The sequence below is a fragment of the Dawidia soli genome (genome assembly GCF_018598185.1).
In the GTDB taxonomy this organism is placed as follows: Bacteria; Bacteroidota; Bacteroidia; order Cytophagales; family Cyclobacteriaceae; genus Ohtaekwangia; species Ohtaekwangia soli.
Genome location: NZ_JAHESC010000005.1, coordinates 176112 through 191257, shown reverse-complemented (window position 1 = coordinate 191257; position 15146 = coordinate 176112). Strand labels below are relative to the sequence as shown.

The window sequence follows — 15146 nt, the reverse complement described above, 5'->3', positions numbered from 1 at the left end:
CGCGACCCAACGATGATCCCTCCCAACGAAAAATAGCGGCATGAACGTAGCCTTGCGATGCTATACATAGCACACACTGCATCGCAAAACATAAATGAAATTACACAGCGAAGCACGGGTCTGCTTCGCTGATCTTAGCTGATGATAATAGGATATTAGCCGTTTATTGAACGGTCTCGCGCACCGTGATATAATACATGCGCTCCAGGTATTTGGCGTCGACAGGCTTGTCGATGATTGGTTCTTGTGACTGCCACTGCGCCGTAGGATACAACACGATCGCCCCAACGCCATCCGACAGCCGCACCGGCAGATCAAAACCCGGCACGACGTTGGACCAGCGGTAGAACAGCTTGCTGCCGGCGTAGTAGTATTCGAACTGCGGGATCTTTACCGAACGCAGGTATTGATCAAACACCTTGGAATAGTCACGGCCGGCACGCTGAGAGATATAGCCCTCGATTTGCTCGGTACGCACCGTCTGGTGATAGAATGTTTTATTCATGCCACGCAGGATGTCGCGGAACAACACGTCGTCGCCGATGCTGTGGCGAATGGTATGCAGCATGTTGCCACCCTTGGGGTACATATCGCCGGAGCCGCTCTTGTTGACGTTGTAGACGCCGATGATCGGTGTATTGTTCTGAATGCTGCGGCGGGTACCGACCACATAATCCGTGGCCGCCTCTTTGCCAAAATAATACTCGGTATACAACCCTTCGGAGTAATTCGTAAACGACTCGTGGATCCACATGTCGGCAATATCCTGGTAGGTGATGTTGTTGGCATACCACTCGTGGCCGGATTCGTGAATGATGATAAAGTCCCATTTCAAGCCATAGCCTGTACCCGACAGGTCACGACCGCGGTAACCATTACCATAACCGTTGCCGTAGGTCACCGAGCTTTGGTGCTCCATGCCCAGGTACGGTGCCTCCACCAATTTGTATCCGTCCCGGTAGAACGGGTATGGGCCAAACCAGTATTCGAACGCCTTCAGCATGAGCTTGGCTTGCTTAAACTGTATCTTGGCCTTCTCCAGGTTTTCGGGTAGTACATAAAAGTCCAGGTCGAGCGTGCCGGCTTCGCCGTGCAGTGTATCGGCAAAGTGCGCGTACCGGGCAATGTTGAGGTTGACACCGTAGTTGTTGATGGGATTGCCGACAAACCAATTATAGGTTTTGGTCTTCGCCTTTTTGTTTGCGACTACGCTGCGCAACCGGCCGTTGGAAACATCCGTCAGGTCTTCCGGCACGGTAATGCTCATGAGCATGCTGTCGGGCTCGTCGTACATGTGATCTTTGCACGGCCACCATACGCTGGCGCCAAGGCCCTGACACGAGGTCGCGATAAACGGCGAGCCGTCCGTCGCCCTGGCCCACTGAATGCCGCCCTGCCACGGCGGATTCTTCGCCACCACCGGACTGCCCTGGTAATACACATCCAGCGACTGGATGGCATCTTTGGCCGGTGCTTGCGGCAGCCTGATCATATAGGCATTTTTCCCGTCGCGGGTAAACGAAAGCTTCTTCTTGCCCATCAGCACCTGTGTGATGACCAGCGGTTGCTGCAGGTCGATCTGCAACACGGTGTAAGGCTCCAGTACCTTGTATTGTACCGTTACTTTACCCGACAGCTCCTTCTTCGCCGGGTCGACCTTGATGTCGAGATGGTAATACAACAGATCCCACCACGCCCGCGCGCGGGTGACCGTGCCACGCAGCGTGTCATCGTGGGTGAACACCGGGCCTTGCGCCTGCAGACACGCCGGCAGGAGAGTGAACAGCAGGAGGACCGCACAGGCGATCCGGAGGGTATAGGACGAAGAGAGCATAGGACTAAAGTTAAGGACCGGTACATCCGGTCCGTTGATCGTAAATTAATCATTCCTGGTAGGATCTTAACTGCCTTCCATCAAAAAGCCCCGTCCGGACAGACGGGGCTCACCCAAACCAAATAACTCCAATCGGCGTTATTCGATAGCGTTCTGCGTTACCGCGGTGAAGGTCGTTTGATCCGGGCCCGCAGCACCGTGACGGACCAGGGTTTAAATACATAGTCAAAGCGCCGGCCGATACCCGGCACAGGTGTCGTCTGCGGTACGAACCGCGTCGGTTGCTCGAACGAGTTCTCATCGTCGGGCGTATCGGCGGCCAATACCACGGCCGTGCCGGTGGGTTCCAGCGTGAGATCGCTGACGGCGATCGATGCCGGCCGGGCGTGTCCGACGGCATTCACGACCTTGACCACCACCTCGCCCGTCTTATCGTCGCGGCCGGCGATGGCAAAGAGGTCTGCCGGCTTATGATAGGTCATCAACAAACTGCCGTCGACATAGCACGCGACGGTCGTGGTCCCGACGCGCAATTCGATCGTGTACCACCGGTTCAGTTCAAAGGGCTTTTCCAACCGCACCGGCTGCGATACGATGGCATCGACGCCCTTCGTGACCGTTTCAAAGACTGCCACCTTGTTGAGCCAGGCCCCCAGGTGCACGCGCATGTATTGCTGGTCGTCGCGAAAGGCAAAGGGTATCATAAACGCATTATACCCACCCGTCTTGCGGGCCTTCAGCGTCAGGGTATAGGTATCAAATGATCTGCCCTCCAGCAAGGCCAGCGGCCACGCCCCCTCCTTCGTCTGGGCCAGGACACTGTCGCGTACCTCCCACTGCCCGCCCGTCAGGCGCCAGTCTTCTTTTCGGATCACCCCGGACTGATATACTACCCGGCCGTTGTGTGTCACTTCCACGTCTTTATACTCCGTCTGCGTATCCCAGGTGCTGAGCCCGATCCTGCCGGTAAACGCCGGCGTGACCGTATCCGCCGGCACCGTCACCTGTGTGGCCAGGTTTACCGATGCCTTGTGTTCGTTCAACATCCGGATGGCATAATACGAGATGCGCGCAAAGCTCCGCGCGGCGTCGAACCGGATGAGGTTCACCGGCCAGTCGGTGTCGTGTACATTCTCCAGCAACGGCGCATAGCTGCTCATGGTCACCAGGTCGGAGTTTCGTTCCAGCCCCAGGATAAACGTAGCGTCGTTCAATGCCGCCGTCATGTTACCCGCGCCGACACCGGCGTTGCAGGCATATTCCCCCACATAGAGTCTCCAGTCCTTTCGCGGGTACTTGTCGTACCAGTCGGCATAGGCCATCGCCCACCCCGCGGCTTTGTAGGCATGCTCATCGGCGATGTCCATCTTTTCGATGGTGCGGATCGTGGGCTGGCTGAGGTGCGCAATGCCCATCGCCGCCAGCACTTCCAGCTGCGGATACTTTTCCTTGATGGCTTTGTAAAAGATGTTAAAGCGCCGGGCATACCGTTCGCCCGCCTGCTCGTTGCCAACCTCCACATACCGCAGCGGAAATGGCTCCGGATGGCCCTGCCGGGCGCGTACCCTGCCCCAACGCGAGTCCGGCGGCCCCAGGGCATATTCGATCGCGTCGAGGGTGCTGGTCACGAGCGTGTCGAGGTGCTCATCCTCCACGTATACCCCGCTGCGCATCTCGCACGACACGCCGCAGTTAAATACATACATGGCGTCGGCGCCAACGTCTTCGCAGAACTGCAGGAACTCGTGGTAGCCCAGCCCGTCACTGGACCAATAGCCCCACGGACTGTAGGTACCCGGGCGCCGTTCGACCGGCCCCAGCGACTTCTTCCAGTTCGGTGCGCTCTGGGGGCTGATGCCTTCGACAAAACATCCGCCGGGCCAGCGTACAAACGCCGGTTTCAGATCCGCCAGGTATTGCGCCAGGTCCGGCCGCAGGCCATTGGCACGATCGCGGAACGTCTTCACCGGGAACAACGAAACAAAGTCCAGCCACACCGTGCCCGGTCGGGAAAACGACAATTGAAACGTAGCCCGTGCATCGCCCGCCCGGGCACGCAACGTGGCGGTATATTTCTTCCACCCGTCACCCCGCGCGCGTTCGAAAACATGCTCTGCCAGCATTTTGCCGTTGGCCCCTACCAGTCGGGCGGTAATACTGCCGTGATACTTTTCCGCACGGCTATAGAAGGTCAGGGTATAGGCCGCATCCTGCTGCACGGAGATTCCCCAGAACCCTTCGTTGACCACGCTAACGTTACCGGTATGCGGTACGGACGTTATAGCCACTTTCAACGATCGCGGCGTCTCGGGGTATAACGGTTGCGAAAGATCCAACGCCAGGCGGGCCACCGCACCGCCACCGGTTGCAAGAGACCAGGCGGGATAATCGTTCTTCGCTTCAAACGGCATCGCCCAGTCTACCACACGGCCCGCGCTATAGTGCGGCGTACGGGGCGGCCGGATGAACCCGGAGTCGAGCGTACAGCCCTCGGGTATTTTACTTTCCTCAAACCCACGGTTTTGGATCAGCTCACCGTACAGTCCGCCTTCGCCGCCATGACTGATCTCTTCAAAAAAGATCCCGTGCAATGCCGGCGACACCGTCGCCCCCGTCGTGGCGCCCGAAACCGAGATCTGCGTGGTCTGCGCCATCGTTGCGTGCACACACGCGATCATCAACATGCTTAAACAAAAACGCTTCATAGATACCCCTGAAATTACGCCCGGCGTCCCTAAAGGCGTTTCATAGATATTGCCGGCTGTCGATACGATCTTACCTGAAAAATACGACGCCGGCACGCGCGGAAAACAACCGGATAACGTCAATAAAATAGTATTATGCATAAGCAAAATCGAGTCGCTACAATTTCGTTAATTGTAAACTGGACAATTAATAATAAATTTATTATATTTATTATTGTAATCACACAACCCTTATGAAAATTCTACCCTTTAAAATTCCCAAGACATCGCAGGAATCTTTTCGGTTGCAGGAAGACCATGAGGTTCACTTTTACGACAACCTCCACCAGCATCCGGAAATACAGCTGACGTTGATCCTCGAAAGCGATGGCAAAGTGATCGTCGGCGATTTTATAGGTGCCTTCAAACCCGGTGATATATTTTTGATCGGTCCGAACCTGCCGCATGTATTCCGGAACGACCGGAAATATTATGACAACCAACGGGAGGGGCAAGCGCATTCGCTGTCGATCTTCTTCGAATGGAAAACATTCGGCGAAACATTTCTCTCCATGCCCGAGATGGCGCACCTGAACGAGCTCGCCAAAAGCAGCGCGCGCGGACTGTTCATCCAGGAGCCTGTCAAGAGCCGCGTGGCACAGCTCATCAAACACATGTTCCGGAAGACCGGCATGGACCGCATCATCGTGCTGCTGAAGATCCTCAGCATCCTGTCGTCGAATAAAAATATGGAGCCCCTGGCATCGTCCGGCGTATACAGCGACTTCGATGAACAGGACGGCCGCAAGCTGGCCGACATCTACCGGTTTACGATGAACGAGTTCCACCGCAAGATCTCGCTCGACGAGGTTGCCGACCTGGCGCACATGACCACAAACTCGTTCTGCCGCTACTTCAAAAAACGTACGCGCAAGTCATACGTGGATTTCCTGACGGAGATCCGCATCGGCCATGCGCGCAAGCTGCTCCAGCAAAACAACCTGAGCATTTCGCAGATCTCGATGGAGGTGGGATTTAACAATCTCTCGAACTTCAACCGGAAATTCCGTTCGGTGTGTTCGATCACCCCGACGGAATTCCGGAAGCTCCAGGAGAATAAAATGGATATGGTCCTGCGCTAACGCGCCACCACGCTATTGTGATTCTTTGACCAGCCGCACCCCATAGACAGGCCCGGCCTGGTTCCTGGGTTTCGCCTGAAACGTTATTTTCACGCTCGTCTTGCCCGCCACGAGGTGTGATGGAATCCGATACGCGATATCATAGAACTTACTTTCCTTGAACTTGTTCAGGTCGACGCCGGCGATCTTCTCGCCGTCCACCAGGATGTCGAAGTTACGCCCGCGGTTGTCCATGCCCCAGTACGTGCCCACCAGGTTGTACGAGAACCCGGGGATCACCTTCATCGTAAAGCTGAAATGCCCACCGTCGTTCGCCACGCGGAACTTGCGTGTATGCGACTCGCCCGTCTCCAGTTTTTCACCCGTAAAGTTGTGGTCGCGCTCCGGCTGCATCTCGCCCACCCGCAGGATGTCGACGGTGCTCTTCTCCAGCGCATAAACTTCCCGCTTGCGCGCTTCGTAACGCTGCTGCTCGTCCTTCCACGCTGTGGGGGTGAAGACATCCCAATAGACCGAATAATACTCGTCGTCGAGATTGTAGAACGGCTGGAGCGTCACATCGGTGGGTATACCGATACCCCGGGTGCGGAACGTGAGCGAATCGCCCGGCAGCTTCTCCAGCATCTTGTCCGCCGCCGCGTCGGCCGCGACCAGCACCGGTATCCCGGCGGACGGATCGGGCTCCTGCTTGCCCAGGTTGCCGGCCAGCAACACCGGCCCATAGAAGAAGGCCTGCCGCGCGGCGTTGTCGGGCATGGCCACGGTGTAGAGCGACGATTCCAGGTCTACCTCCACAACGTCCTTGTCCTTCCAGGTACGACGCAGCGTGAGATACCCCGCGGCATCCACCGGCGCCTGCACTGCTTTGCCATTGACCCGCACCGCCACCGCGGCAGGCGCCCATTGCGGTTTCCGGATGCGCAGGGTGCGTTCCTGTGCCTTGCGCGTGCCCACCGTCAGGCGAATAGTCTTTGCCTGCGGGATCCGGCTGTTCAGCGTTACGCGAAAGTCCTTCTCCTTCCAATCCAACACCGAGGGGATGAACAGATTGACATAGACACTGCCGTCCTTGCCGCGGAAATAAATGCTCTCGCCGTACTTCACATGGTTCTCGATCCCCGACCCCACACAGCATGTAAACGTATTAAACTCGTCGCTGAACTCTTTGATGGTACCCATGCGCAGCGGCACGAAGTAACACATCATACCGGTCTTGTGATGCTGCGACGCCAGAATGTGGTTATACAACGCCTTCTCGTAGAAATCCATCAGACCGGCAGCCGGTTGCAGGGCAAACAGATGCCGCGTCAGCTTCAGCATATTGTAGGTATTGCAGGTCTCCATGGTGTTGTCCGTCAGCTTGTCGTTCAGCTTGTCGCGCTCACCCAGGTATTCGTAGTTGCTGTTGCCGCCCGGTGCATAGGAATGATGCTGCACCACGGTCTTCCAAAAGAAGTCGCCGGTGATCAGGTCGCTGCGGTCACCGGTCAGCTGGTACCGGCGCACCGTGCCGATTACTTTGGGGATCTGCGTATTGGAGTGCCGGCCCGGGAGAATATCCACCTCGTGCGCGAGCGAGTCGAGTATCACCCGGTCGTGAAATTTATACGACAGGTCGAGGTACTTCTTGTCGCCCGTAAAGGCATAGGTGTTCACCAACACTTCGTTCATGCCGCCGTACTCGCACAGCAGCATCTTTTGGATCTGGGCGTCGTTCAGGTCTTTTAGCACCGTGCCGGTCCAGTCGGCCATGCCCTTCTCCACCAGCAGCGCCCGGTCGTTGTGGCAATACAGGTAGGCGTCGAGCAACCCGGCCATCACTTTGTGAATGGTATACCACGGCGACCAGCTGCCGTTCAGGTCAAAGCCGCGCGAGCGGATATCACCTTGTGATACCTCCAGGAACACGGAGTCCTCGCGGGGTATAGCGCCCACATAGCCCGTCTTACGGGCCACCTGGCATGCATGCAGCTCGTCTACGATGTAGTTGACACGCTTGAGCATTTCCGGATTGCCCGAGGCGGCATAGTCCAACGCACAGGCCGACAGATAATGCCCCAGGGTATGGCCGGCCAGGCCATCGCTTTCCCAGCCGCCATATTTATCCGCTTTCGGCGTCAGCCCCGAATGCGACCGGAACTGTGACAACAAACGGTCCGGTGAAAGCTTGAGCAGGTAACGCCGGTCGGCATCCCGCGCCTCGGTAAACACACTCGGCAACAGGCTGACCGCTTGCAACGGAAAGGGGTAGACGGCCACCGGCATCTTGTCGGCGACCTTTACCCGCGGGTTAGCGTCTTCAGGAATATAGGACTGCGCACCGGCGCACCAGGCCGACAATACGCCCAGGGATAATGCCACACCGCGGCGGGCTATGGTAAACAAACAAAAGGACATAGGTTTTGGGTAATGGGTATGGTATAAACAAAACTTACTGCACGGACCATTCCAGGATCCCGGCGGAATGTTCCTTGGGCAACGTGACCTCCATGCGCAAGGCATCGGTCGTGACCGGCTCGAACGACACGCCCGAATAGCGGTCTTTGTCCACGCCGTAAGGAGCCGTGTTTTTCACCGGCAGCCACTGCTCGCCCTGCCGGTATAACAGTCGCCACCCCAGCGGCAGGCGACAGTCTCCGAACGGGCTATCGTCAAACCAGTACACCTGCGAACCCGCAACGCGCGCCGGTTTTTCAAAGTCGTATTGCACCCACTGCACGGTATCTTTCAGGGGCCACCAGTGGTAGAAGATGATCCGCTGATCGTTGGAGCTGCTCGGCACCATCTGGTCGTTCAGCGCCATCAGCGTACGCGCTTTGTGCGAGGCCGAAAGTTTACTCTTCGACGCGATCGTCGGCGCCGGTGTAGGTTGCGCCGCGCCGGCCTTGCGCGGAATCCATACCGTCATCTCCCCCGCCCCGCGGTGGGCCCAGGCAAAGTACGGTATGAGCGTGACGTCTACGGGCTGCGTCCTGATCTCCGTCTCGGAGGCGCGCGCGGCGGCCTGACCCTTGGTCTGCAGCCGGTATACGCCGTTAAACAGATCGGGCGTATAAACGGCCTTTACCGGAGCATCGTCGGCCACGACAAGGTTTAATACTTTCTTGTCGGCGTTGTCGGGCCACTCGGCACAATATACTAATGGACCGCGCTGATAGGCATACTTGTCCTGGTCGGCAGCAATGTGTGTATTGCCGACGATCCGCCGCACGGGCATCGGCAGGGTCACCTGAATGACATCGCCTTTCTTCCACTGGCGTTGTAAGACGACGTATCCCTTATCGGTCATCAACGGCACGGCTTTGCCGTTTACCGCCACCTGGGGCTTTGCGGTAGCCTTGTCGCGAAAGCTATACAGATCGCCCGCCATGGGCGTGTCTTGCGCCCAGCCGGGGATCCGCACCCGGATATCGAATGTCGCAGCCTGGGCCGGTGCCACGTCGATCTGTATCGCTCCCTCCCACGGGTAGTTCGTTTTCTGCCTCAGCGTTACGGACGTCTTGCCCACGGTAAAGTCAGCGGAGCTTTCGCCATACAGATTTACATACAGCGACCGATCCTTCTGGGCATAGAAATAGCCGCCCACCGACGGCACAAAGCGCGTCACGTTGCTGGGACAACAGGCACAGCTAAACCACGGACTGCGCTGGTGCTGCCCATGCGACTCCAACGGATTCGGATAAAAGAACCGGTCGCCGGTCAACGACACGCCCGACAAAAAAGCATTGTACAGCGTGCGTTCCAGGACATCGTAGTATTTGGCCTCGCCGTGCAGCAGGAACAAGCGGTAGTTCCAGTATACATTGGCAATGGACGCACACGTCTCGTTGTAAGCCGACATGTTGGGCAGCTCGTACGCCGCGCCAAAGGCCTCGCCATTCCCCGTCGAGCCGATGCCGCCGGTAACATACATCTTCTTGTAGACGGCATCCTCCCAGATATCGTCGATCGCTTTGATATACCGCGCATCCGACGTCAGCGCCGCGATGTCGGCCATGCCGGCGTACATATAGGCCGCGCGTACCGCGTGGCCCACGGCCTCGTGCTGGTCCACCACGCGCTTGTGTGCCTGGTTGTAATCATTACCTCCTTCCCGCACATCCAGCAGGAACTTGCCCATGTCCAGGTACTTCTTGTTGCCCGTGACCTTGTACAGCTTGGCCATGGCCAGCTCGATGATCTGGTGTCCCGAATAGGTATGCAGCTTGTCGGGGCCGAAGTCGGCACATACGCGGTCTGCCGCCTTGATGGAGATGTCGAGCAACGCACGTTTACCGGTGGCGTGATAGTGCGCCACGCCCGCTTCGATGAGGTGACCGATGTTATACAGCTCGTGGCTGAGGTCCGACTCTTTTTCCCACCGTTTGGTACCGGCCCACTCGTGGCCCTTCGCGCCCATGATGGTACGGTTGGTATAAATATAGCCGTCAGGCTCCTGGGCTTTGCCGATAAGCGCCACGAGCGTATCGACTTTGGCTTCCAGCGCGGGATCTTTAAAGATTTGCAGCGAATAGCTGGCACCTTCGATGATCTTGTAAACATCCGTATCGTCGAAGGGAAACTCCGTACCGAATACACCGGTCTTGAGCCCCGCAGCGATCTCAAAGTTCTTGATCCGTCCCGTCGACTCACATTTTCCGAGCGTAAAGGGAATGGTCACCTCATGGTTGGTCTTGATGCGCGGCGCCCAGAAGTGGTCCTGCAGTTTTACTGCATTGAACAGCACCGGTTGAATGGGATAATCGCCCGCTTGCAGCGGGGCGGTTTGCGCGGTGGCGGTCCGCGTGCCGAGCCAGAGTAGCATGGCCAGTATACTGCTGCCTTTCATGGTATAATAACGCATAGGTTCTATTGGATGGTATTCCAAACTTACCCCGAATCCCGACACCGGTTTTGGTCGATATTATCAACTGCCGGTAGGATTTTACCTCTCAAACAGGGGCTGCGCTATTTTCCGGGGTAAGAATCCTCCCAGGCTGGCGGCTCACGCTGCAACAGGTGCCGCACAAAGAAGTCCCACCGCTTGCGCTCGCCAAACTCACCGCCGCCCGAATGCCCCATGCCGGGCACCGTCACCAGCTCGAAATCCTTATTCGCTTTGATCAGCGCATCCGCCAGCTGGTAGGTCGATGCCGGGTCTACGTTGTCGTCCAGCTCGCCCACGATCAGCAGCAGCTTGCCGCCGAGCTTGCCGGCATGCACCACATTGGACGAGGCCGCATACTGCGGACCGATCGGATACCCCATCCACTGCTCATTCCACCACATCTTGTCGAGGCGGTTGTCATGACACCCGCACGACGCCACCGCCGCCCGGTAAAACTCCGGGTGGAAGATCACCGCCCCCGCGGCATTCTGTCCACCGGCGGAGCCTCCGAACACGCCGACGCGCCGGGCGTCGATGTACGTATATTTTTTTGCCGCCGCCTGGATCCAGGCGATCCGGTCCTCAAAGCCCGCATCCTTCAGGTTCTTCCAGCATACGTCGTGAAAGGCCTTCGACCGCCACGAGGTCCCCATACCGTCCAGCTGCACCACCACAAAGCCCAGCTCCGCCAGCACGTGCAACCGCATATAGTCTTTGTTGAACGACTTGTTCACATAAAAGTCCTGCGGGCCCGCATAGATCATTTCGATCACCGGGTACTGCCGGCCCTCATCCATCTTCGAAGGCCGTATGATCACACCCCAGATGTCTGTCTGCCCGTCGCGCCCCTTGGCGGAAAATACTTCCGGCGCACGCCAGCCCGCCTGCTGCAACGCTGTGATGTCGGCCTGCTGTACGGGCATCACTTCCCGGCCCGTTTCGATGTCGTACACCCGGCTTACCGGCGGCAGGTCGGCCCGCGAAGCATGGTCGACAAAATATGTATAGTCTTTGGAAAAGGACGCCACATGGTTGGCATCCGACAAAGTCAACCGGCGCAGCCCCGTGCCGTCGAAGTTCACAACCGCATACTGCGCCAGGTACGGATCCTGCCCCGGGTCCATGCCCAGCGCGCGGAAGATGATCCGCTGCCGCGCTTCGTCTACATGCACGACCTCGCGCAGTACCCAGTGACCGGAGGTCACGGCATTGATCACCTTGCCCGTAGCCACATCGTAGCGATACAGGTGGTTCCAGCCGCTGCGCTCCGACGCCCAGAACAGCTGCGTGCCGTCGGCCAGGTCGTGGCGGAACCGCTTGCCGCTGTAGTCTATAAACGTATCGCTGCGCTCGTCCACCACGGTGTGCACCCGGCCGGTTTGCCCGTCCACCTGCAGCACCCGGTATACCTGGTGGCCACGCGCGTTGTATTCAAAGGTAAAATAGCGGCTGTCCCGCGTCCAGCGGATCTCCTCCAGCGCATATTGATCGCGGAACAAGCTGTCCGACACCGGCACATGCTTTTTACTGTCGATCAGGAACAGCTGCGGTCGCTTGTGCGGCAGGGCATCACCCGGCTTGAGATAGTGGCGCTGCTGCAACCGCGGCTGCAGCTGGTCGGAAGGGGTCGATTCCAGCAGGTACATGGTTCGCTCCTGCCCCGGCCGCACCGTATACGCCACCAGCTTCTTGCTGTCGGGCGACCAGGTCATATGCGATGCATAAAAGTTACCGCCGCTGCCGTCGTAGCTCAGCCGGAAGATCTCCTGCGTCTTGCGCGACCGGATAAAAACATTGTCGTCGCGGATAAATGCTACCCATGCGCTGTCGGGCGACCGCACCGGTTTCCCGTTGCGCTCATCGAAGGGATCATTCCAGTACCCACCTTTTCCCGGCGGGGTGATCACCCCCTTGACCGCGCATCGGCACGCCGGCAACTGGCACTCCATACGGGCGCTGTCTGCTTCAAACGTGATGGATCTTTTATCGGCTGCCAGGACCACCGCCTTCAGCGGCAGGTTGGTAGCGAGGATGGTTTTGTGCAATTGGGCCGAGAGTGCCCGCGCCATGGCCGCGTGGTCGAACATCGGCTTTTGTGTTCTCTTCGCCACATCGGCCAGGATATACGTACGCCCCTGCGCCGATTGATCGATATACCAGAACGCCGCGTCGCGCTCGAGCCACGTAAACTTATCGGGCGCATGCCATACCTTGTCACGATAGGCCTTGTGGCTGGCCACGGCACGGCGGTAGTCTTCAACGGTGCCCTGGCCGCGTGCTGCCAGAGATAAAACGATACATGCGGGAATCAGCAGCCAGGATTTCATAGAAAAAAGGTTAGTCGAATCGTTCGGGATCAAATGCGGTGATGTCCATGCTGGTCGGTTGGCCGTTTACGATCTCCGCCACCAGCTTGCCCGTAGCGGGCGCCAGGCTTACGCCCATCATGGAGTGCCCCGTGGCCAGCACCAGGTTCTTATACCGCTTCGTGCGGCCGATATAGGGCAGGCCGTCGGGCGAGCACGGACGGAGTCCGCTCCACACCGATCTGACATCGGGCACACCCACGTTCATTTCGGGGTAATACTTCGGAATGGCCTCCACGATGCCCTTGACGCGGTTCATGTTCACCGAACGATCGGTGCCCGCAATCTCCATCGTGCCGCCAAAGCGCAGGGCGTTGCCCATCGGTGTTACCGCCACGCGGCCTTCCAGCAGCAACGTGGGGATTTTAATATTCTTCGGAACATCCGGTAATGTAAAACTATACCCCTTGCCCGACTGCATGGGCAGCCCCAGGTTGAGTTGCCCGCATACTTCGCCGGACCAGGCGCCGGCGGCAATGATATACTCGTCAAACGTTCGCGCTGTTCCCCCCGTTACGATATGGGCGATCCGATCCTGCTCGGTGCGGATCGCTTCCACACCCTGGTCGGTATGGATCGTTACACCGTTTTGCCGCGCGTGCCAGGCGAGACCGGCGATCAGCTGCTGAGGTATGAGCTGCGCATCGCCCGGAAAATATACACCCCCGCGTGCCGTGACCCGCACATCGGGCTCCAGCTTTTGCACGTCGGCCGGGCGCAGGATCTCGGCCTGCACGCCGTGGCGGTTGGCCAGGTGAGCCGCTTCGATCTCCTCCTTTTCGGTTTCCGCGGTTTGATATAACATGAGCAGACCGCGCTCGTCGTAGCCGAAGTCGAACGCCCCGGTTTGTTTCCATTGCCGGAACAGATCTTTGCTCAGGAGGCTGATCTCCTTCAGCAACGGCGCGGACCGGCGCACGTGGTCGGCGTTGGCATGGTGGTAAAACTTCAGGCCCCACTTGATCAGGTCGCCGCTCAGCCGCGGACGCACATAGAACGGACTTCGGGCATTGAACATCCACCGGATGCCCTTGGCGATCATGCCCGGTGCGGCCAGCGGCACGATGTGACTGGGCACCACCATACCGGCATTGCCGATGGAACACGTGTCGTCCAGCCGGCCTTTTTCAAAAATCGTAACGCGGTGCCCCGCCTGTTGTAAATAATAGGCGGTGCTGAGTCCGATGACACCCCCGCCAATGACTGCTATATCTTTCATGCCGTGCGTCGCGCCGTTAGATTACCTGGAAGCCGTGTTTATAGGGATCGTTGTCGTCCATGATGATGGTGTTATACCCCGTCACCACGGCCCATCCTTCGATGCTGGGCACAATGGCAGGCTTGTCACCCAACGTGGTCGCTTCCTCCACCCGGCCGATGAACTTCGAGCCGATAATGCTTTCGTGTATAAAAGGCTCACCCGGTTTGAGCTTGCCCTTGGCGTACCACTGCGCCAGGCGCGCCGAGGTACCGGTACCGCAGGGTGAGCGGTCGATGGCCTTGTCACCATAAAACACCGCGTTGCGCGCCGTAGAAGCCGGGTCGATCACCTGCCCCGCCCACAGAATGTGGCTGCAGCCGTTGATCGTGGGATTCTCGGGATGTACAAAGGTATACTTGGCGTTGATGTTCTTGCGCAGCGCGCGGCTCCAGCCGATCAGTTGCTCGGCGCGGAAATGCTCCAGCCCCGGAAAGTTCTGCTGCACGTCGACGATGGCGTAGAAGTTCCCGCCGTACGATACATCGAGCGTCAACTCGCCCAGGTCCGGGCACTCGGCAGTCAGGTTCTCGGCGGCCAGGAACGATTTGATATTCCGGATCCTGACCGACGTTACCTTGTTATCGCTTTCGCGCTGGGTATATTCAATGCGGATCAGGCCCGCGGGTACTTCTACATTCAGTACGCCCGGTTGCCGGGGCGTCACCAGGCCCTCTTCAATCGCGATGGTCACCGTGCCGATGGTACCGTGGCCACACATCGGCAGACAGCCGCTGGTCTCAATGAACAACACCGCCACATCGTTCTGCGGGTCGCAGGGCGGATAGAGTATACTGCCGCTCATCATGTCGTGCCCGCGCGGCTCGAACATCAGCCCCTGGCGGATCCAGTCATATTCACGCAGGAAGTGTTGCCGCTTCTCGCTCATGTTTTTTCCTTCCAGGACAGGTCCCCCGCCGGCTACCAGCCGCACCGGGTTGCCACAGGTATGGGCGTCGATACAAAAAAATGTCTTCTTCATGCTCAGGTCTACA

Annotated in this window: 8 protein-coding genes; 1 reads left to right on the top strand and 7 read right to left on the bottom strand. The window is 58.2% G+C overall.

Annotated features, from left to right (window positions below; all coding sequences use genetic code 11):
- Window positions 1-163: 163 nt before the first annotated feature.
- A complete protein-coding gene (locus tag KK078_RS05390) occupies window positions 164-1834 on the bottom strand; it encodes a M1 family metallopeptidase (protein ID WP_254089226.1) in 1671 nt (556 codons plus the stop codon).
- A 158-nt stretch (window positions 1835-1992) separates the two neighbouring features.
- The gene (locus tag KK078_RS05385) at window positions 1993-4539 is read right to left on the bottom strand and encodes an alpha-L-arabinofuranosidase C-terminal domain-containing protein (RefSeq protein WP_254089225.1); all 2547 of its coding nucleotides are present in this window, start codon (window positions 4537-4539) and stop codon (window positions 1993-1995) included.
- A gap of 233 nt (window positions 4540-4772) precedes the next feature.
- Here KK078_RS05385 and KK078_RS05380 point away from each other — a divergent pair, with 233 nt between their 5' ends.
- Entirely contained in the window at window positions 4773-5660 is an 888-nt protein-coding gene (locus KK078_RS05380) for an AraC family transcriptional regulator (RefSeq protein WP_254089224.1), read from the top strand.
- Between the two features lie 12 nt (window positions 5661-5672).
- Here the strand turns inward: KK078_RS05380 and KK078_RS05375 are convergent, their stop codons facing one another.
- The 5 genes from KK078_RS05375 to KK078_RS05355 form a co-directional block, all read right to left on the bottom strand.
- A complete protein-coding gene (locus KK078_RS05375; protein ID WP_254089223.1) occupies window positions 5673-8057 on the bottom strand; it encodes a glycoside hydrolase family 127 protein in 2385 nt (794 codons plus the stop codon).
- A gap of 34 nt (window positions 8058-8091) precedes the next feature.
- Window positions 8092-10503, bottom strand: coding sequence for a glycoside hydrolase family 127 protein (locus KK078_RS05370; RefSeq protein ID WP_254089222.1), 2412 nt, complete (start codon window positions 10501-10503; stop codon window positions 8092-8094).
- A 104-nt stretch (window positions 10504-10607) separates the two neighbouring features.
- Window positions 10608-12854 (bottom strand): S9 family peptidase, encoded by a 2247-nt coding sequence (locus KK078_RS05365; protein WP_254089221.1) that lies wholly within the window; start codon window positions 12852-12854, stop codon window positions 10608-10610.
- 10 nt (window positions 12855-12864) lie between these two features.
- The gene (locus tag KK078_RS05360) at window positions 12865-14112 is read right to left on the bottom strand and encodes an NAD(P)/FAD-dependent oxidoreductase (protein ID WP_254089220.1); all 1248 of its coding nucleotides are present in this window, start codon (window positions 14110-14112) and stop codon (window positions 12865-12867) included.
- 16 nt (window positions 14113-14128) lie between these two features.
- Window positions 14129-15133 (bottom strand): 4-hydroxyproline epimerase, encoded by a 1005-nt coding sequence (locus tag KK078_RS05355; RefSeq protein WP_254089219.1) that lies wholly within the window; start codon window positions 15131-15133, stop codon window positions 14129-14131.
- Between the last annotated feature and the right edge of the window lie 13 nt (window positions 15134-15146).

Excerpts from the sequence above, each read along its gene's own strand:
- KK078_RS05390 (WP_254089226.1), bottom strand. The coding sequence starts at position 1,834 with ATGCTCTCTTCGTCCTATACCCTCCGGATCGCCTGTGCGGTCCTCCTG.
- KK078_RS05385 (WP_254089225.1), bottom strand. The coding sequence starts at position 4,539 with ATGAAGCGTTTTTGTTTAAGCATGTTGATGATCGCGTGTGTGCACGCA.
- KK078_RS05380 (WP_254089224.1), top strand. The coding sequence starts at position 4,773 with ATGAAAATTCTACCCTTTAAAATTCCCAAGACATCGCAGGAATCTTTT.
- KK078_RS05375 (WP_254089223.1), bottom strand. The coding sequence starts at position 8,057 with ATGTCCTTTTGTTTGTTTACCATAGCCCGCCGCGGTGTGGCATTATCC.
- KK078_RS05370 (WP_254089222.1), bottom strand. The coding sequence starts at position 10,503 with ATGCGTTATTATACCATGAAAGGCAGCAGTATACTGGCCATGCTACTC.
- KK078_RS05365 (WP_254089221.1), bottom strand. The coding sequence starts at position 12,854 with ATGAAATCCTGGCTGCTGATTCCCGCATGTATCGTTTTATCTCTGGCA.
- KK078_RS05360 (WP_254089220.1), bottom strand. The coding sequence starts at position 14,112 with ATGAAAGATATAGCAGTCATTGGCGGGGGTGTCATCGGACTCAGCACC.
- KK078_RS05355 (WP_254089219.1), bottom strand. The coding sequence starts at position 15,133 with ATGAAGAAGACATTTTTTTGTATCGACGCCCATACCTGTGGCAACCCG.